16 protein-coding genes are annotated in these 19,055 nt (G+C 71.2%); 9 read left to right on the top strand and 7 right to left on the bottom strand.

Annotation, left to right across the window (positions count from 1 at the left end; all coding sequences use genetic code 11):
- Positions 1-13 precede the first annotated feature (13 nt).
- The 7 genes from AB0M36_RS23910 to AB0M36_RS23880 all read left to right on the top strand — a co-directional run bounded on the left by AB0M36_RS23910 (position 14) and on the right by AB0M36_RS23880 (position 6,123).
- Positions 14-1,345: a M1 family metallopeptidase gene (locus AB0M36_RS23910; protein WP_364161022.1), complete on the top strand. Its 1,332-nt coding sequence runs from the start codon at positions 14-16 to the stop codon at positions 1,343-1,345.
- 75 nt (positions 1,346-1,420) lie between these two features.
- On the top strand, positions 1,421-1,948 hold the full coding sequence (locus AB0M36_RS23905) for a ribbon-helix-helix protein, CopG family (RefSeq protein WP_364161020.1): 528 nt from the start codon (positions 1,421-1,423) through the stop codon (positions 1,946-1,948).
- Between the two features lie 38 nt (positions 1,949-1,986).
- Positions 1,987-2,832, top strand: a complete 846-nt coding sequence (locus tag AB0M36_RS23900) for a DUF4097 family beta strand repeat-containing protein (RefSeq protein WP_364161018.1) — start codon at positions 1,987-1,989, stop codon at positions 2,830-2,832.
- Between the two features lie 26 nt (positions 2,833-2,858).
- The gene (locus AB0M36_RS23895; protein ID WP_364161016.1) at positions 2,859-3,815 is read left to right on the top strand and encodes an ATP-binding cassette domain-containing protein; all 957 of its coding nucleotides are present in this window, start codon (positions 2,859-2,861) and stop codon (positions 3,813-3,815) included.
- Positions 3,812-4,639, top strand: coding sequence for an ABC transporter permease (locus AB0M36_RS23890; RefSeq protein WP_364161014.1), 828 nt, complete (start codon positions 3,812-3,814; stop codon positions 4,637-4,639). The genes AB0M36_RS23895 and AB0M36_RS23890 overlap by 4 nt, the downstream gene beginning before the upstream one ends.
- Positions 4,640-4,753: 114 nt before the next feature.
- Positions 4,754-5,122, top strand: coding sequence for an STAS domain-containing protein (locus tag AB0M36_RS23885; protein WP_364161012.1), 369 nt, complete (start codon positions 4,754-4,756; stop codon positions 5,120-5,122).
- A complete protein-coding gene (locus AB0M36_RS23880; RefSeq protein WP_364161010.1) occupies positions 5,119-6,123 on the top strand; it encodes an MEDS domain-containing protein in 1,005 nt (334 codons plus the stop codon). The genes AB0M36_RS23885 and AB0M36_RS23880 overlap by 4 nt, the downstream gene beginning before the upstream one ends.
- On the opposite strand, the gene AB0M36_RS23875 is transcribed toward AB0M36_RS23880, so the two are convergent.
- The 4 genes from AB0M36_RS23875 to AB0M36_RS23860 form a co-directional block, all read right to left on the bottom strand.
- Complete coding sequence (locus AB0M36_RS23875) at positions 6,120-7,700, bottom strand: serine/threonine-protein kinase (protein WP_364161008.1); 1,581 nt, start codon at positions 7,698-7,700, stop codon at positions 6,120-6,122. The two genes, AB0M36_RS23880 and AB0M36_RS23875, sit on opposite strands and share 4 nt — an antisense overlap.
- Positions 7,701-7,743: 43 nt before the next feature.
- Positions 7,744-10,017, bottom strand: a complete 2,274-nt coding sequence (locus AB0M36_RS23870; RefSeq protein ID WP_364161006.1) for a discoidin domain-containing protein — start codon at positions 10,015-10,017, stop codon at positions 7,744-7,746.
- Between the two features lie 11 nt (positions 10,018-10,028).
- Complete coding sequence (locus AB0M36_RS23865; RefSeq protein ID WP_364161004.1) at positions 10,029-11,231, bottom strand: ROK family transcriptional regulator; 1,203 nt, start codon at positions 11,229-11,231, stop codon at positions 10,029-10,031.
- A gap of 137 nt (positions 11,232-11,368) precedes the next feature.
- Positions 11,369-14,269 (bottom strand): tetratricopeptide repeat protein, encoded by a 2,901-nt coding sequence (locus tag AB0M36_RS23860; protein ID WP_364161002.1) that lies wholly within the window; start codon positions 14,267-14,269, stop codon positions 11,369-11,371.
- 87 nt (positions 14,270-14,356) lie between these two features.
- On the opposite strand from AB0M36_RS23860, the gene AB0M36_RS23855 reads away from it, so the two are divergent.
- Entirely contained in the window at positions 14,357-14,764 is a 408-nt protein-coding gene (locus AB0M36_RS23855; RefSeq protein ID WP_364161000.1) for a DUF6232 family protein, read from the top strand.
- A gap of 123 nt (positions 14,765-14,887) precedes the next feature.
- Positions 14,888-16,498 carry a methyl-accepting chemotaxis protein gene (locus AB0M36_RS23850; protein ID WP_364160998.1) on the top strand — a complete coding sequence of 537 codons (1,611 nt, stop codon included), beginning with the start codon at positions 14,888-14,890 and terminating at the stop codon, positions 16,496-16,498.
- Positions 16,499-16,507: 9 nt separating this feature from the next.
- Here AB0M36_RS23850 and AB0M36_RS23845 read toward each other — a convergent pair whose 3' ends face one another.
- Genes AB0M36_RS23845 through AB0M36_RS23835 form a run of 3 tightly spaced genes read right to left on the bottom strand, consistent with a single transcriptional unit; the run spans position 16,508 to position 18,970 of the window.
- Positions 16,508-17,251 carry an amino acid ABC transporter ATP-binding protein gene (locus AB0M36_RS23845; protein ID WP_364160996.1) on the bottom strand — a complete coding sequence of 248 codons (744 nt, stop codon included), beginning with the start codon at positions 17,249-17,251 and terminating at the stop codon, positions 16,508-16,510.
- Positions 17,248-18,018 carry an amino acid ABC transporter permease gene (locus AB0M36_RS23840; RefSeq protein WP_364160994.1) on the bottom strand — a complete coding sequence of 257 codons (771 nt, stop codon included), beginning with the start codon at positions 18,016-18,018 and terminating at the stop codon, positions 17,248-17,250. Before AB0M36_RS23840 ends, AB0M36_RS23845 begins: the two co-directional genes overlap by 4 nt.
- 10 nt (positions 18,019-18,028) lie before the next feature.
- A complete protein-coding gene (locus AB0M36_RS23835) occupies positions 18,029-18,970 on the bottom strand; it encodes a transporter substrate-binding domain-containing protein (RefSeq protein WP_364160992.1) in 942 nt (313 codons plus the stop codon).
- Positions 18,971-19,055: the final 85 nt, after the last annotated feature.

Below are 19,055 nucleotides of genomic sequence, written 5' to 3'. Positions count from 1 at the left end.
AGGTAGGCAGCGCATGACCCCGCGGGCGCCGGGCGGCGCCTGGGCCGGTGCCGACACGTCGACCGACTCGTATCTTCCCGAGCACGGCAACGGCGGCTACCAGGTGCTGCACTACGACCTTGACCTCGACTACCGGGTCGTCACCAACCGGCTCGCCGGTAGGGCGACCGTCACCGCGGTGGCCACCCAGCCGCTGTCGCGGCTGACCCTCGACCTCGGCCGGTTCCGGGTCCAGGACGTCCGGGTGGACGGGCGGCCGACGAAGTACGCCCACCGCCCGGACAAGCTGCACATCAGGCCGGAGCGCCCGATCGGCGCCGGTGACACGTTCCGGGTCGACATCCGCTACGCGGGCAAACCGGTGCCCATCTCCGGCCGGTGGGGCGACATCGGCTGGGACGAGCTCACCGACGGCGTCATCGTCGCCAGCCAGCCGAACGGGTCGCCGTCGTGGTTTCCCTGTGACGACCAGCCGGGCGCCAAGGCCGCCTTCCGGGTGACGGTCACGACGTCCTCGGCGTACACGGTCCTGGTTACCGGCGATCCCGTCGCCCGGCGTCGCGGCGCCGGCAACACCACCTGGGTGTACGAGCGCCGCGAACCCACCGCCCCCTACCTCATGAGCGTCCAGATCGGCCGGTACGAGCAGGTGGCCCTCACCGTGGGCGGCGTTGTCCAGCGCGCCGCGATTCCACCCTCCGTACGCGCCGACTTCGCCCACGACTTCGGCCGGCACGGCGCCATCATGGAGACGTTGCAGCGGTTCTTCGGCCCGTACCCGTTCTCCGAGTACGTCGTGGTGGTCGCCGACGACGACCTCGACGATCCGATCGAGGCGCAGGGCATGTCCGTCTTCGGGAGGAACCATGTCGACGGGCGGCGCACCCATGAGCGGCTCGTGGTCCACGAGTTGGCCCACCAGTGGTTCGGCAACAGCCTCACGGTCGCGGACTGGCGCCACATCTGGCTGAACGAGGGCTTCGCCACGTACGCGGAATGGTTGTGGTCCGGGGTCTGCGGCGATCTGCCGGCGGACGCCCTCGCGGCCGAGTGGCACGCCTACCTCGCGGCTCGCCCGGCGGACGTCATCGTCGCGAACCCCGGCATCGACCGGATGTTCGACGCCCGGGTCTACAAGCGCGGCGCGCTCGCCTTGCACGCCCTGCGCAAGAAGATCGGCGGCGACTCCTTCTTCACGCTCCTGCGGGCCTGGGTCGCCGAGCATCAGCACGCGACGGTGACGACCGAGGCCTTCCGGGCGCACGCCCAGCAGTTCGCCCGGGAGCCCTTGGAGGGCCTGTTCACCGCCTGGCTGGACAGGCCGACACTTCCTCCGCTTCCGTAGCGAGGATCGGGCCGTGGCACACACGTGAGCCAGATTGGCTTGCTTGTGTGCCACACGTGTGCCACGATGGCACACATGGACCTGACCTCGTATGTGAGCAATCTCGGACGTGAGTTCGCCACTCTCGCCGAAGCCGGCGGTGAGGAGGCCCGTGCGCTGGTCGAGCGGCTGACCGGGCCGCTCGAGTCGGCCATCCGGATGACGCTGCTGGAGGCGCTGTCGGCCGCCGCCGACGAGATCACCCGCGATCTGGCTCCCGGTTCGGTGGAGCTGCGCCTGCGCGGACGCGATCCGAACTTCGTCGTGGCCCCGCCGCCCGCCGAGCCGCTCGCGCTCGCGGCCGAGGAAGCGGCGGCCGGCGGCGCGGCGGACAGCGATCCGCTGATCGCAGAGGACGGCCCGGCGGCGCGCATCAACGTACGCCTGCCCGAGCAGCTCAAGGCCGCGATCGAGGAGGCCGCGGCCCGGGAGGGGCGGTCGGTCAACGCCTGGCTGGGCCGGGCGGCCGCCGCCGCCCTGCAGCGCTCCGAACGCGATCAGCGTCGCGAGCCGCACAGTGGCGGGAAGCGGATCCAGCAAAGCCTCACCGGCTGGGTTCGCTAGACCCGGCAACCACACCAATGATGATGAAGGGGACAACCATGCCTATTTTCGAGACGCCCGCATCGATATCCGTCACGCTCGAGCTCGGCGTCGGCAACGTGCGGATCGACGCGAGCGACCGCACCGACACCGTTGTCGAGGTCCGTCCGAGCGACGGCGCCGACGAGTCCGATGTGCTCGCCGCCCAGCAGGTCCGCGTCGAGTATGCCGACGGCGCGCTCTGGGTGACCGGACCGAAGGCGCGCGCCTTCGACTTCTCCCGCAAGACCAGGTCGGTCGAGGTTTCCATCGAGGTGCCCAGCGGTTCCCAGGTGTCCGCCGAGCTGCAGTTGGGCGACGTCCGCTGCTCCGGTCGGCTCGGGGAGTGCAGGCTCAAGACCTCGGCGGGCAGCTTCTGGCTCGAGCACACCGGCCCGCTGCGCCTGGACACGTCGGCCGGTCACGTCACCGCCGAGGCCGTCACGGGCGACGCCGAGATCTCCACCGGCTCCGGCAAGGTCCGGATCGGCGACATCGGGGGCGCCGCGGTGGTCAAGAACTCCAACGGCGACACCACGATCGAGGCCGTCGCCGGCGACGTGCGGGTGCGCGCGGCCAACGGCGACATCGGCGTCGAGCGGGCCGGCGCCGGTGTCGACGCGAAGACCTCCAACGGCAGCATCCGTCTCGGCGAGGTGGTCCGCGGATCGGTCGTGCTCGGCACCGCCATGGGAAACCTGGAGGTCGGCGTCGCCCCCGGGACCGCCGCCTGGCTGGAGGTGAACACCGGGTTCGGCCAGGTGCGCAACCTGATGGAGAACGTCACCCAGCCCGACGGGGCCGACGAGACCGTCGAAGTGCGCGGCCGCACCTCCTTCGGCGACATCACGATCCGCCACTCCTGATCCCTCGCCGCCGCAAAGGGGAACCCATGACCATCCAGCACTCCCGGCCCGCGATCGCCGTGACCGGGCTCCGGAAGTCCTTCGGCGACCAGGTCGTCCTCGACGGTCTTGATCTGCGCGTGCCGCGGGGAACGGTCTTCTCACTGCTCGGCGCGAACGGCGCCGGGAAGACCACCACCGTAAAAATTCTGTCCACATTGCTCAGTGCCGACGCCGGTGACGTCCGGGTCGCCGGGCACGACCTCGCCCGCGAACCGGACGCCGTGCGCGCCGCGATCGGCGTCACCGGTCAGTTCTCCGCGGTAGACAACCTGCTCACCGGCGAGGAGAACCTGCTGCTGATGGCGGATCTGCACCACCTCGGCCGCGGCGAGGGCCGGCGGCGCGCCGCACGGTTGCTCGGACAGTTCGACCTGAAGGCGGGCAGGAAGCCGGTGTCGACGTACTCCGGCGGCATGCGTCGGCGGCTCGACCTGGCGATGACCCTCGTCGGCAGCCCGCAGGTGATCTTCCTCGACGAGCCGACCACCGGGCTGGACCCGCGCAGCCGGCGGGACATGTGGCAGATCGTCCGGGAGCTGGTCGCCGACGGCGTCACCATCTTCCTGACCACGCAGTACCTGGAGGAGGCCGACGAACTCGCCGACCGGATCGCGGTCCTTGACCGCGGTCGGGTGGTCGCCGAGGGAACCGCGCAGGAGCTGAAACGCCGCATTCCCGGTGGGCACGTGCGCCTACGGTTCGTCGACCCGCGGAACCTCGACGCGGCCCTGGGCGTACTGGGCCAGACCTCGCGCGACAGCGACGCGCTCGCCCTGCGGGTGCCCAGCGACGGCAGCCTGCGCTCGCTGAAGGACCTGATCGGCCGGCTCGACGACCGGGCCATCGAGGTCGACGAGCTGTCCGTGCACACCCCCGACCTCGACGACGTCTTCCTTGCCCTCACCGGCAACCCCACCCCCGAGAAGGTGGCCCCGCGATGAGCACTCCCGCACTCACCCGTCCGGCTCCACTGCGTCTGTATCCGCTGCGTGACTCCATGACGATGCTGCGCCGCAACCTCAAGCGCATGCTGCGGTACCCGTCGATGACCGTCATGCTCGTCGCGATGCCCGTCGTCTTTCTGCTGCTGTTCGTCTACGTGCTCGGCGGCACGCTGGGCGCCGGCCTGGGCGGTCCGGTGTCCGGCGGCGCGGCGGGCGGGCGCGCCGCGTACGCCAACTACGTGGCACCCGCGATCATCCTGATGACCGTGACCGCGACGGTCCAGGGGACCGCGATCTCGATCGCCATGGACCTCACCGAAGGCATCATCGCCCGCTTTCGCACCATGCACATCGCCCGCGTCTCGGTGCTGACCGGACACGTCCTGGGCAGCCTGATCCAGGCGATCATCAGCCTGACGCTCGTGATCGGCGTGGCGCTGCTGGTCGGCTTCCGGCCCACCGCCGGGCCGCTCGGGTGGCTGGCCACGGCCGGCTTCCTGATGGCGGTGACGTTCGCGCTCGTCTGGCTGTCCGTCGCGCTGGGCCAGGTGAGCAAGAGCGTCGAGACCGCGAGCAACCTGCCCATGCCGCTCGTCCTGCTGCCCTTCCTCGGCAGCGGATTCGTCCCCACCGACTCCATGCCGGCCGGACTGCGCTGGTTCGCCGAGTACCAGCCGTTCACGCCGATCATCGAAACTCTGCGCGGCCTGCTGATGGACAAGCCGGTCGGTGCCGACGCGGGCATCGCGCTCGCCTGGTGCGCCGTCATCGCGCTGGGCGGATACCTCTGGTCGCGACGACTGTTCAACCGCGAGTCCTGAGACAGGTTCCCGGTGATTTCGGGTCCTCTGGGTTGCGGACGGCCGAAGCTGTGGAGGAGGCTGTCCTGAGTGGGACATAAGTGACGATTGGTCGACTCGCCGGATGTGATGTCTGTGGACCGTCAGTCCGAGGTGATGGCCGGCTGTGAGATGGTCTGGTCAGCCGGTAAGTTCGCCGCGTCCGGTGAGATCGACGCGGGAAACGCCGCAGGGGTCGGCGAGCGGATCCACGCGCTGGTGGGCGAGCCCGTCGTGACAGTGGACTGCACCGCCCTGACGTTTCTGGACGCCGCCGGGATGCGCATGCTCCTGCGGGCGGGCGCGGCCGCGGCGGCCATGGACACGATCCTGCACCTGCGTTGCTCACCCGCGGTGACGGAAACCTTCCACCTCTGCGAGGTGTGGGAGGCTCCCGGCCTGGTGATCGAATACGGCACGGTCATGGACCGAGACCACTCCGACCGGCCGAGGAGCTCGGAATGACCGGCACAGTTGATCACCGCCGCCTGGGCCGCTTCCGCCACGGCGTGCTCGTCGTCGACGCCGAGGACACGATCGAGCGGCGGCTCGTGCCGCTGCTGCGCCGGGAGATCACCGCTGGGCAGGCGGTGCTGATGGTGGTCGGCTCTCGGACCGCGCGGATCGTTCGGGACCGGCTCGGCCGTGACGCCGACGCCCTGCGGTGGGGGGACATGGACGGCTTCTACCAGCGGCTCGGATTCACCTACAGCGGCTTCGAGCGCTACCTGCGCGAGCAGCACTCCCAGCGGCAGACGGTCCACGTCGTCGCCGAACCCGACGTGGTCAGCGATCCGCTGGCGCCGATGGACCGCACGGCCGCGTACCTGAAGTACGAGGCGATGACCAACGAGGTGTACGCCGGCTACGGCTGCCCGATCACCTGCATCTGGCACCGCCAGCACCACACCGCCTCGATCATCGACGACGTCCGCAGAGTGCACGGCCGGGAGCTGACCGCTCAGGGCGACCGGGAAAACCCCGGCTACGTGCCACCGGTCGCGTATCTGGAGGCACGCTCGCGGGCTCCGATGACCTCGACCCCGCCGGCCACCGACGTCGACCTCACGGTGTGGGACTTCGACGAGCTGGGCGGCTGCCGCGCCGCCGTCGCCCGTTGGGCGGCCCAGCACCACTTCGCCCCCGCCGCCGTCCGGCACGTCATCGCCGCGACCAGTGAGGTGGTCACCAACGGCCTGCACCACGGCCGGCCGCCGGTGCGGGTCCACGCCTGGACCCAGGACGGCACCCTGGTCGTGCACGTCGAGGACCAGGGCGGGCAGCCCGTCCCCGCCGACGCCGGCTATCGACGACCGGCGATCCTCGCCGGCGCCGCGGGCCTATGGATAGCCCGGCAGGTCGCGGACGTCCTGCTCACCCGTACCGAAGGCGGGCGAACGACCGTACGCATGTATTTCCCCTACGCGGTGACCCACCTCAACCTCGACGTTCCCGAAAGGCTCTAACCGCTGTCGCCCTCGGGCCGGAAGCTGTCGAAGACGAGCTGGAGGTCGGCGCGGGCGTCGGCCCAGTCCGCGTCGCGGGTCTGCCAGTAGATCCCGTAGGCGCGGTCCGAGGAGACGACCACACCCCGGTTGTTGACGTGCTGGCGGTCGCCGTCGTCGAAAGTGAACTCCCAGTCGGCGGCCTTGCGGAAGTACCGGACCTCGCGGATGTGGATCTCCTCGTAGCCCGGGAAATCACCAGTCCTCACCCGGTAGGTCGCCTGGCCGCGCCAGTCGGCGACCGGGTCCCACCGCGGCTCGTCAGTCTGGTCGATGCCGAGGACGCGGCCCGTCCGCGGGTCGCGGAAGTAGACCATCGTCCCCTCCCGCGACTGCTTCCAGCCCTCGGGCACGTACACGGCGAATCCGGCCCGGTCCCGGTGATCGCGCCACCCGTCCGGCAGTGGCGGCAGGCTCCGCTCGGTGGATCGCTCGGTGGGTCGCTCGGTCGCCGCGGCGCTCTCGCGGACGACCGGCGCCACCGCGGTTCGCGGAGCCTCGGACGGCACGGAGCCGGTGGTCGCCGCGGGCAGCGTCCGCGCGCTGGTGGAGGAATCCGGACGCGTCGCCAGCCACGTCATCCCGGCACCCGTGATCAGGACGATCACGGCGGCAACCGCCGCCACCAGCCCGGCCCGGCGGGGACGCCGCCGGGCCGGTGCGTGCGGCTCCGGTGCGGCCTCGTTGTCGTCCGGCGGCAGGACAGCGGTGTCCAGCTCCTGGCCGGCGGCCGCGAACAGGCGGCGCCGGGTCTCCGCCGCGTCGATGCGCTCGGCGGGGTTCTTGCGCAGCAGGCCGTCCAGAACCGGCCGGAGCGCACCGGCCCGGCGCGGCGGATCCGGCTCGTCCACCGCGAGCGCGGTCAGCGTCTCGACCGGCGACGGCCGCTCGAACGGCGAGCGACCCTCCACCGCGGCGTACAGGGTCGCCCCCAGCGACCACAGGTCCGACGCCGGCTCCGCGATGCCCGACCTGGCCCGCTCCGGAGACATGTACTGCGGGGAGCCCAGCACCAGCTCGGAGCCGGTGGTGATGACGCTGTCGCCCTCGATGGAGGCGATGCCGAAGTCGGTCAGCACCACCCGGCCGTCCTCACTCAGCAGGACGTTCGCCGGCTTGACGTCACGGTGCCGCACCCCGGCGTCGTGCGCCGCCTCGAGCGCGTCCAGCAGCTCGAGTCCCAGCACCGCGGCCAGTCGCGGTTCGAGCGGGCCGTCGTCGCGCAGGACCTGCTGCAACGAGCGCGACGGGACGTACTCCATGACGATCCAGGACCGGCCGTCGTGCTCGATGACGTCGTACACCTGCGCCACGTTGGGATGGCTGAGCCGGGCCGCGGCCCGCGCTTCCTGAAGCATGCGCAGGTGTACGGCGTCACGCTCCATGGCGAGCAGATCGGCCGGGAGCACGATCTCCTTCACGGCCACGTCGCGATCGAGGATCTCGTCGCGGGCGATCCACACCTGCCCCATGCCGCCGACGCCGAGCGACCTCCCCAGGCGGTAGCGCCCGGCGAGGCCGATCGGTACGGGGGTCATGCGGGCCCGTATACCCACCTATGGCGCCGGTCACACGAAACCCTCAGGCGTACACCTCGACCGTCCACAGCGAATAGCCCCACCGCGTGGCCCGGGCGGTGCCGTTGACCCGCAGGTAGCGGCCGGAGCCGGAGAGCCCGGTGAGGTCGTCGACGCCTCCGTCGCCGGTGGCGGTGGAGTAGATCGTCGTCCAGGTGGCGCCGTCGCCGGAGAGCTGCAGCTGGTACGCCCGTCCGTACGCGGTTTCCCAGCTGAGTCGCACGTGGGTGACGCTGTAGGTGGCGCCGAGGTCGACGCGCAGCCATTGCGGATCGCTGTGCAGGCTGGACCAGCGGGTGGCCGCGTTGCCGTCGACCGCGTACGCGGCGGGGAAGTCGGCGGTCTCGGTGCTGGAGGCGACGGCGGTCTTGCCCCGGGCGAGGTCGGTGCCGCCGGCGAACGCCTCCAGCTCGAAGAGCGAGTAGCCCCAGCCGGTGCCCCGGGTGACACCCTGCACGCGCAGGTAGCGGCCGCGGCCGGACAGGCCGGTGAGGTCGTCGACGCCGCCGTCGCCGTTCGCGGTGGAGTAGATGGTCGTCCAGGCGCTGCCGTTGTCGGAGGTCTCCAGCCGGTACGCCTTGCCGTAGGCGGCCTCCCATTTCAGGACCACCCGGCCGATGCTCTGGTCGGCGCCGAGGTCGACCCGCAGCCACTCCGCGTCGGTGTACGCGCTCGACCAGCGGGTGCCGGGCTCGCCGTCGGTCGCGGAGGCGGCCGGGAACGCGGGGGTTTCGACGCTGGACGCGCTCGTCGGCCTGCCCACCGCGAGGTTCCCCGCCGGGCTCGCCGCATAGCCGGGTGCCCGGCCGATCGTGGCGATCATCGATTGGAACGCGGCGTACGTGGGCGCCGCCTTCGGCGTGCCCCAGGTCTGCTGGGCGAGGCCCCGCAGGGCGTCGCGGATCCCGGCGGCGACCTGGTCCTCGGTCTCGGCGTTGGGGGAGTCGCACCACACGTGGATCTTCGCGCCGGAGTTGCGGCTCGGGTCGGTGATGGTGGTCCCGCCCTCGAACAGGTCCGGGTTCCAGGTCTCGTACAGGGCGGTGACGTTCGGTTTCGGGCCGCCGAGCACGTAGTAGGTCGGGTGGTAGGCGCTGTTCATGAGCTGGTGACCCCGGCCGAGGAGCTGCTGCGGGGTCAGGCCGGCGTTCGTCCAGTGGTCGACGACGATGGACGAGGCCGGGGTGACGGTGCCGTCGCCGGGCTTGATCCCGTCGTTCCACATCCGCATCGTCTTGCCGCCGGCACGCACGATGGTGTTCGCCCAGTTGATGAACCCGTAGTACGCGTCCTTCGCCGTCGCCGTGGGGCCGTAGTGGGCGCGGGCGTAGGTCAGCAGCTGCGGGTAGGCGCCGTAGTTCGTCACGTACTCGTCGGCGCCGAGGTGCCAGTACGGTCCGGGGAACAGCGGCAGGAACTCGTCGATCAGATCACGCATCAGCGCGTAGGACCGCTCGTTGGCGAGGTCGATGAAGCCGTGGTTGACCGTGCCCCCGCTGCTGACGAGCTTGAGGTCGGGATGCGCGGCCAGGATGGTGTCCATGTGCCCCGGGAAGTCGATCTCGGGCACGATCGTCACGTGGTACTGCGCCGCGAGCGAGATCAGCTCGGCCAGCTCCCGCTTGGTGAGCCGCTGCGCCGAGACGATCTCCGGATGGCCGCTGGACTCGATCCGGAACCCCAGGTTGTCGGAGAAGTGCAGGTGGAAGTAGTTCAGTTTGAGGTAGGCCAGGTCCTTGATGTGGTCTCGCAACCACCGGGCGGTGAAGAACTTGCGGCCGTTGTCGACCATCAGGCCCCGCTCGGCCTTGCGGGGCCAGTCCCGGCCGGTGCCGGCGGGGATCGACGGGGACTGCTTGATGAGCTGCAACAGGGAACGGGTGCCGTAGAACGCGCCGGTGTCGGTGCGGGCGTCCACCGTGACCGATGCGCCGACCGTGAGGCGGTAGCCCTCCTCGCCGAGTTGGGCGTCGGTCGAGCCACCGGCCAGGCGGATGTCGCCCGCCTGTGCGGTGCCGCCGTTCACCACCGGCACGGTGCGCCCGGTGAGGGCGAGCAGGTCCGCGGCGAAGGTCGCGCCGGAGGGTTGGGTGATGGCGTCCACGACGATGCGACTGGCGGCGCCGAAGGTGAACGAGCCGCTGCCGGCCGTCCACTCGCGCAGGGTGGGGATCATGACCCGGTTCGACGGCACCGCGGCGGCGGTGGGGCAGGCCGGGGCGACGGCGCAGACCAGTGCCGCCAGGAGGACGGGCAGGGCCAGGGTTCGATGACGCATTGCTGCTCCATTCACCGAGGTGCGCTGCTGAGCGGGGTGGTGGCGTGGGACGTGGCGCCGGCGGGCATGGTGAGCATGACGCCGAGTTCCTGACGGATGGCGTGCGCGGCGGCGCCCAGCACCGAGCTGTGCTCGCCCAGCGTGGAGAACCGCAGCGTCACCGCCGGGAAGCCGGGCATCGGACGGATCGCGAGCGCTTCGTTCGTCGTCCGCAGGAACGGCGGGCCGAGCGGATGACCGACGACCGGGCCGCCCACCACGAACTCGGTGACGTCGAGACTCGCCGCTAGCAGGGACAACAGCCGGGCGAGCTCCCGCGCCGCGCGCCCGACCCGCTCGCGCAGCCCGCGCGCCGCGGCGTCGTCGGCACCGTCGAGGTAGCGCGCGATCGCGTCGTCGCCGGCGTCACCCACCATGCTGGGCAGGCTGGAGACCGTCTCCAGGCAGCCGACCCGACCGCACCGGCACCGCAGCGACAGGCCGGTGTCGACGTGTCCGATCTCGCCGGCCCGGAACTCGGTGCCGGTGTAGAGCCGCCCGTCCAGGACGATCCCCGCGCCGATCCCGGTGCCGATCCAGACCAGGGCCACGGTGGCCGACGGCTGGCTGGACAGCGCGAACTCCGACAGCGCCACCGCGTTGGCGTCGTTGACGACATGCACGGACGCCCCGCCGCAGTCGGCGGACAACTGGCGGGCGAACGGCATCATCCGCCAGCCGTAATTGACGGCCTCCCGGATGACGCCGTCGCTGTCGACGATGCCGGGCAGCGCCACCCCGATGCTGGCGACCACGCCTTCCCTCGGGCCGGACAGCTGCCGCACCGCGGCGCCTACCGCCGCCACGACGTCGGCGCCGTGATGAGGCACGCCGTCCACGGACCGCACGGTGTGGCCGGACAGCGTCAACCGGCTCGCGGCGATCGTCGAGCTTCCGACGTGGACACCGATGAACTGGTGATGGTCGCTGAGCGCGAGCAGCATCCGGGGCTTGCCGCCCCGGGAGTCGCCCGGCCCGACCTGCCGGATGAGGCGCCGCTTCAGCAGCGTGTCCACGATCGCCGACACCGTGGCCGCCGGCAACCCCGTCCGCAGGGCGATGTCGGTGCGGGCCAGCTCGCCGGCGCCGGCCGCGACCGCCTGGAGCACCAGCACGTCGTTGCGCGCCCGAAGCGACTGCTTCGTGCCTCGCTGCGCGTAACGGAGCTGTGTCACGGCCGTCCTGCCACTTTGTTCGCTCATCAGCGTTACTTGGCAGTCGACGCTACAACGCATCGATATCCATCGCAATAAGGGCCGGCTCGGCGGCGCGGGTCAGGCCCGGTTCGGCACCCTTTGTTTGCTGACCGACGTTAGTCGAGCCCGGTGCGAGCGCGGGCCTGTTCGTGCCGGTCTCCGGTCTCGATGGCGAGAGCGAGCGCGGCGGCGTGCGGGGCGTGGGCCTCGCCGGGGCGGCCGGCGGCGGACAGGGTCTCGCCGAGGCCGTTGAGCGCCGCGCTCTCCCCGGAACGGTTGCCGATCGTGCGGTAGAGGTCGACCGCCTGCCGGTAGAGCTCAGCCGCGGCCGCATGGCGGCCCTCCTGACGGTGGACGAGGCCCAGTTCGGTCAGCGCGTCGGCTTCGCCGGGACGGTTGCCGATCTCGCGGTGGAGAAGCAGCGCCTGCCGGAGGCGATCGATGGCCTCGGTGTGGCGGCCCTGGCGACTGTGGATGACCCCCAGCCGCTCGAGCTGCATCGCCTTGCCCAAGGGGTCGCGAAGCTCGCGATAGAGGTGCAGGGCCCGCTCGGAATGGTCTGTGGCCTCGTCGTAGCGGCCCTGCTGCCGGTGGACGATCCCGAGAGTGTCCAGTGCGTCGGCCTGGCCGAGACGGTTGCCGGTCTCGCGGAAGATGGCGAGGCCCTGACGCGCGTAGTCGGCGGCCCGTGCGTAGTGGCCCCACCTGCAATGGACATAGCCGAGATTGTTCAGCGCACGGGCCTCGCCGCCCCGGTGACCGATCGCGCGGCAGATCTCGAGGGCGTGTTCGAGATGTTCGGCGGCCTCCGCGTGACGTCCCAGTCCGTCGAGGCTGGTGCCGAGGCTTGTCAGGGCGCTGGCTTCGGCGGGCCAGTCCCGGCAGCTTCCGGCGGCGTGGCGGGCGTGGCCGTGAATGGCCAACGCGTCGTCGAAGTGGCCACCGAAGTCCAGGTAGAGGGCGAGGGTGGCCGAGAAGCGCCGGACGTGGCCGGGCCAACCATGGGCCGCGGCGTGAGCACAGGAGGCGACCAGGCTGTGCCGTGTCGCATCCAGCCAGGCCCGCGCGGTGGCCGCGTCGGACATCGGCGGTGCGGGCGAGTCGAGGGCTTGGATGCGCGGCCGCTGGAAGATCCCGGCGGGGAACACCGTGTCCATCGCGGCGGCGGCGGTGGCCAGGTAATGGTCGAACAAGCCGGTCAAGGCCGCGCGCCGGGAGTCCCGCGAGTCCTCGAGCCGGGCGAGGTGGGCGGCGTAGGCCCGCATCAGGTCGTGGAACGCGTACCGCTGCGGTGCCGGCTGAAGGAGCAGGTGAGCGTCGAAGAGGTCGTCGAGGATCCGGCCGAGGCGATCCAGGGGCAGGCCGGTGAGCGCGGCCGCGGCGTAGAGGTCCGTTTCGGTGCCCGGGTGGAGACCGAGCAGGCGAAACGTACGCTGCTGTTCGTCCGTGAGGTCGTGATAGGACAGGCTGAAGGCGGCGGCGACGCCGCGTTCCCCGTCGTCGAGTTCCCCCAGCCGGCCGTGCTGACCGGTCAGTCGATCGGCCAGGTCCGCCACGGTCCACGCCGGGCGAGCCCGCAGCCGCGCGGCGGCGACGCGGACAGCCAGCGGCAGTCGTCCGCACGATTCGATGACGCGCTCGATCGTTGCTGGGTGGCCGGTCGTACGACCGGGCCCCGCGATCGCGGTGAACAGGGCGGTCGCGTCGGGGAGCGGCAGCACGTCCAGCGACAGGGACCGGGCCTCGTCCAGCGTGGTGAGTCGACGCCTGCTGGTGACCAGGACCAGGCAGCCGGGATCGGCCGGCAGCAGCGGTCGCACCTGCTCGGCGGTACGGGCGTTGTCGAGCAGGATGAGCATGCGCCGGCCGGCCAGCTGGCTGCGGTAGAGCGCGGCCCGGTCGTCGACGTCGGCCGGAATCCGCTCGGCGGGCACGCCCAGGGCGCGCAGGAGCCGCCGCAGTGCTTGCCCGGGGTCGACGGGGTCGACGGCGTGGGTGTAGCCGTGCAGGTCGATGAACAGGCATCCATCGCGGTACCGGTCGGCGAGCCGGTGGGCGGCGTGCACGGCCAACGTCGTCTTGCCGACGCCACCCATGCCGTCCACCGCGCAGATCACCACCACCCCCCGCGGCGCGGTGGCGGCGTCGGGGATCGCGGTGATCAGCTCGGCGAGCTCCGCGTGGCGGCCGGTGAAGACCCCGGTGGTGGCGGGAAGCTGTGCCGGACGGCCCCCGCTCACCGCGCGGTCACGGTTCGGCGGTGGCGCCGCCCCGCGTAACACGGTCCGGTGGGCGTCCTCGAGGACGGCGGTGGGGTCGACGCCGAGGTGGCCGGTCAGGTGGGCGCGGGTGCGCTGGTAGACCGCCAGGGCCTCGTCGCGGCGGCCGGCGGTGTGCAACGCGCGGATGAGCAGCGCCGCGAGTCCTTCCCGGCCGGGATGCCCGGCGGTCAGCTCGGCCAGCAGCTCGATCACCTCCGCGCCGCCGCCTCGATCGAGCTCACCGGCGGCGAAGTCCTGGGCCGCGGCGAGCCGCAGGTCGCTCATGCGATCGCGCAGCGGGTCGAGTGACCTGCTGGGAAGATCGGCGAGAGCGGGGCCACTCCACAGCCTCAACCCTCGGCGCCACAGGTCGGCGGCGTGGGCGTCGTCGCCGACCAGTCGGGCCGCCCTGGCACGATCCACGAGGTCGCGGAACCGGAGCCAGTCCACCAGCGCCGGATCCACCTCCAGGAGGTATCCGGGCGGGCGGGACACCAGCCGCGCCCGCTCACCGCCGCCCGTCTGGCGAAACGCCGTGCGCAGCCGGGAGACGTAGTCGGTGACCAGCCGGTCGACCGTCGCCGGCGGTCCGTCCGTCCCCGCGCCCCAGGCCAGCCTGACCAGGTCCGGGCGGCTCACCACGCGGTTGGCATGGAAGGCCAGGACTGCCAGCACCGCGCGCTGCCGCGACCCCAACGGGACGCGGCGGCCGCCGTAGTGGACGGCGACATCGCCCAACAGCCGCAGCTCCCACACGCTGGCTCCCGCTCAGGTCGGCACCCGTCGCCCCACGCTACGGGATTGCTACGGCCCGGTTCGGACCCCGCGCCTCGACGCTGGGGCATGACCACCTTCTATGAGCGCGATTCCGTACGCATCACGGAAAGATCTTTGTCTTTCGCCAGGTGCCGGTATTCCCTGGGCCAATTGGACAACTTCCGAAGGGCGCGGGGACCAGCCGATCGCCTGGCGCGGCGGGCTGCGGGCAGTGCGGCACTGTCCATGCCGGTCGTCATCGTGAGTGGCTGGTTCGTCCCTGCCGGCGGGGTGTTGGTTCTGGCCGGAATTCTGGTGGCTGTTCCGGCCGCCCTGGCCGCCGCGCGGGCCTGGTGGCGTCCGGCGGAATACCAACTCTGGGCGGACTATCAAGGGTCACCGGTTCAGCTCTATCGGACCAGGGACGCCATTGAATTCGGCAGGATCACCCGTGCGGTGATCCGAGTATGCGCGGGGCGGAGCACCACTGCATGATGCATCGCGGTTTTCTGCCGCACCCCGCGCCAATTTCGCGTTCGGCCTCTCCTGCCCGATGCCAGACTGAACGGTGCGGCCGGGCAATACGGCTCTGTCGTCGGCAGAGAATCGGGCGGGGGCATGCGGCGATTCGGCAACGTGGGCATCGGGGTGCGCCTGGGCGCGGCGTTCGTGATCGTCGGTCTGCTCATGGTCGGCGCCATCGGGGTCGGCCTGGCCGGGCAGCAGACCGCCCAGCGGGCGACCCACACTCTGGCGCAGAGCGAGGAACTGCGGGCGGACGCACTGGTCGGAAAATTCCGCACCGCCGACTTCGCCGGCTGGCAGACCGGATATTCCTTCGACACGCTGCGCGGCATGCCCGGCGCCACCAAGGACGACGTCGGCCAGCGCAAGGAATTCCTCGCCTCGACGGCCGCCTTCCAGGCCGATCTCGACCGGGTCGCCGCCCACTCGCTCACCGCCGAGCAGCAGAAGGCGGTCGAGTCGCTCCGGGCGTCGTTCGCGTCCTTCATGGCGGTCGACAACAAGATCATCACCGCGTACCGGGAGGGCGGGGCGGCCAACATCGCCCGCGCCAACGAGCTGGCGTCGGGTGAGTCGCTGGAGTGGATGGGCACCATCATCGGCACCATCGACGAACTGGTCGCCTCCACCACCGCGGCCTCCGCGCGGGCCGAGGCGGAGGCGGGTGACGCGGCGGCCAGGTCCGAGACGCTGATGATGGTCGCCGGCGCCGCCGCCCTGCTGCTGGCGGCCCTGCTGGCCCTGCTGGTGACCCGGTCCATCACCCGACCCCTGGCCGCCACCGTCGCGGCCCTCGACCGGGTCGTCGCCAAGGATCTGACCGTACGCGTCCCGGTAATCGGCCGCGACGAGCTGAGCACCATGGCGCGGGCGGTCAACGGGACGCTCGACGTCTTCACCGCCGCCCTGCAGACCATCTCCACCAGCAGCACCACCCTGGCGGGACGCTCCCAGGAGCTCACCGCCGCGTCCGAGCAGGTGGCCCGGGCCGCGCAGGACGCCGCGGGGGAGTCCGACCGCGCGTCGTCGGCGGCCGAGGAGGTCTCCGCCAATGTGCAGACCGTCGCCGCGGGCACCGAGGAGATGACGGCGGCCATCAGCGAGATCTCCAGCAGCGCCGGGCTGGCCGCCCGGGTGGCGCAGAACGGCGTGGCGAGCGCCCAGGAGGCGGGCTCCACGGTGGGTCGCCTCGGCCGATCCAGCAGCGAGATCAGCGATGTCGTCAAGCTGATCACCACGATCGCCGAGCAGACCAACCTGCTCGCCCTCAACGCCACGATCGAGGCCGCCCGGGCGGGCGAGCTCGGCAAGGGCTTCGCGGTCGTGGCCGGAGAGGTCAAGGAACTCGCCCAGGCGACGGCTCGGGCGACCGAGGACATCACCAGCCGGGTCACCGCCATCCAGTCGGACAGCGAGGCCGCCGTCGGCGTGATCGACCGGATCTCCGAGATCATCGGCGAGGTGAACGAGCACGTCACGACGATCGCCGCCGCGGTCGAGGAGCAGACGGCGACCACCGCGGAGATGGGCCGCAACATCACCGAGGCCGCCACCGCGTCCGGCGACATCGCGGTGAACATCCACGCTCTGGCCACGGCCGCGCAGGGCACCGCCGCCGGGATGTCCGAGTCGCGGCGCACGGCGGTCGAACTCGCGGACATGTCCGACGACCTGCGGCAGGTCGTCGGACAATTCCGGGTCTGACGGCGCTGTCTAGAGCACCTGCGAGAGGAACTGGCGCAGCCGGGGATGGGCGGCCCGCTCGAAGATCGCGGCCGGTTCGCCGGCCTCGAGCACGACACCGCGGTCCATGAAGGCGACGGTGTCGGCGACCTCCCGGGCGAACCCCATCTCGTGGGTGACCACGACCATGGTCATCCCCTCGGCCGCCAGCTCGGCCATCAGGCCCAGCACGCCCTTGACCAGTTCGGGGTCGAGCGCGGACGTGGCCTCGTCGAAGAGCATCACCTGCGGCTGCAACGCCAGGGCGCGGGCGATCGCGACGCGCTGCTGCTGCCCGCCGGACAGATGCGCCGGTCGCGCGTCGGCCTTGGCGGTCAGCCCCACCAATTCCAGTTGGGCGCGGGCGATCGCCACCGCCTCGTCCTCGGAGAGCTTCTTGAGCCGCCTCAGGGCCAGGGTGATGTTGCGCAGCACGGTCATGTGCGGAAAGAGATTGAACTGCTGGAACACCATGCCGACCCGCTGCCGCAGCCGGTCCGGGTTCTCGCCCAGCACGCTGCGCCCGTCCAGCAGCACGTCACCGCGATCCGGTTCGATCAGGCGGTTGATGACTCGCAGCAGCGTCGACTTGCCGGAGCCGGAGGGGCCGATGACACAGGCGGTCTCCCCGCGAGCCACGTCGAGGTCGACACCCCGCAGCACCCGGTTCGGCCCGAATGCCAAGTGGACGTCGCGCAAACCCAGGCTCACCGAGGTGGTTGCGGTCCGCGTCATCGTTCATTCCCCCGTACCGCGCCGGACAGCGCCAGATCCGTGTCGTCGTCCGGCGAGGTCGCCGGCCGACCGTGCCGCAGCCGCCGGTCGATCCAGTTGACGACGTGGGTCAGCGGCACGGTCAACGCCAGGTAGAAGAGCCCGGCCAGCAGCAGCGCCGACTCGTTGCCGGTGGTGGCGGCGTGGTCCTGACCAATCCGGAACAGCTCCCGCTGGCTGGCCACCAGGCCGAGGAAGTACACCAGGCTCGAGTCCTTGATCAGGGCGATCAGCTGGTTCACCCAGGCCGGCAGGACCCGCCGGACGCCCTGCGGGATGATCACCAGGCGCATCGCCTCCGGCCAGGAGAAGCCCAACGCCCGGGCCCCCTCGAGCTGGGCGGCCTCGACCGACTGGATGCCCGCCCGGAAGATCTCACCGATGTACGCCGCGGCGATCAGCGACAGCGCCAGGATTCCCAAAGGGTACGGATTGGGCCCCCAGACTTGCATGCCGAGCGGCGCCAGCCCCACCCCGATCAACAGGATGGTCGCCGCGGCCGGAAGACCGCGGAACACATCCGTGTAGACCCGGGCCGGCCAGCGCAACCACCGGGTCCGCGAGATGCCGGCGACGGCCAGCAGCAGGCCGAGCACCGAGCCGAGCAGCGCGGCGGAAACCGCCAGCACCAGCGTGTTGCGCAGGCCGACGGTCACCATCTCCGGCAGCGCCGCACGCATCGACGGCCAGTCGAAGAAGGTCTCCCACAGGGTGCTCAGAGAATCCATGAGTCCGGCCTCAGGACGACGCCGACGTGCCCGGCGCCGGCGCGGATGCCGACGTGCCCGGCGCGGGCGCGGATGCCGACGTGCCCGGCGCGGGCGCGGATGCCGACGTGCCCGGCGCGGCCGGGGCCTTGCCGCTGCCCGGCGTGAAGCCGGCCGGAATCGGACGGCCCGGGTAGTACTGGTCCTGCAGCCGCTTCCAGGTGCCGTCGGCGATGACCTCGTCGAGACCCTTGTTCAGCGCCTCGCGCAGCGCGTTGTTCCCCTTCGCCACGGCGTAGGCGGTCGGCGCGGGACTGAGCTGCTTGGCCGCCACCTTGATCTTGGATCCACTCTCCGCGGCCGACTTCTCGCCGATCTCGGCGGGCGCGATCCACGCGTCGGCGGTGCCGGCCTTGAGCTGGTTGACGGCGCCGTTGTAGTCGGGCACCCGCACCGGGTTGAGCCCTTGGCCCGTGGCGTAGTCGTCCTGAACGGTGCCCTGCACCACCACGACCCGCTTGCCGGCCAGCTGGTCGAAGCCGGTGATGGCGGAATTCGCCGGGACATCGAGTCCGAAGTAGCCGAAGTCGTAGCCGTTTCCGAAGTCGACGGTCTTCTTGCGAGCCTCCGTCACGGTGATCGAGGAACTGCCCACATCGAACTTCCGGTTGTTGACCTGCGACAGCAAGGCGGAGAAGTCGGTGCCCACGAACTCCACCTTCAGACCGATCTTGGCAGCGACCGCGGTGAGCAGGTCGTTGTCGAAGCCGGTGAACTTGCCGTCCTTGAGATAGACGTTCGGTGGGGCGTCGGTGAGAGTCCCGGTCCGCAGCACACCGGGCTGCTGCAACCCGTACGGGTTGTCGGCCGAGCCGGACGCCGTGTCGTCGCCGCAGGCGGTCAGCAGGGTGGCGCCGAGGATCGCGGTGATGCCGAGGGCCGCGGCCCGGGTGAGGGCAGGCAGAAATCGCACAGGGGTCTCCTATGAAGGGGTGTTCGATGCGGCGGGAACAGTCGTCCGCCGCGGACAGGCGCTACTGAAAAGGGGTGAGACGCGC

This window comes from Actinoplanes sp. NPDC051346, assembly GCF_040682215.1.
Taxonomy (GTDB): Bacteria; Actinomycetota; Actinomycetes; order Mycobacteriales; family Micromonosporaceae; genus Actinoplanes.
The sequence above is the reverse complement of the archived record's forward strand: the minus strand, read 5'-3'. Positions and strand labels throughout refer to the sequence as shown.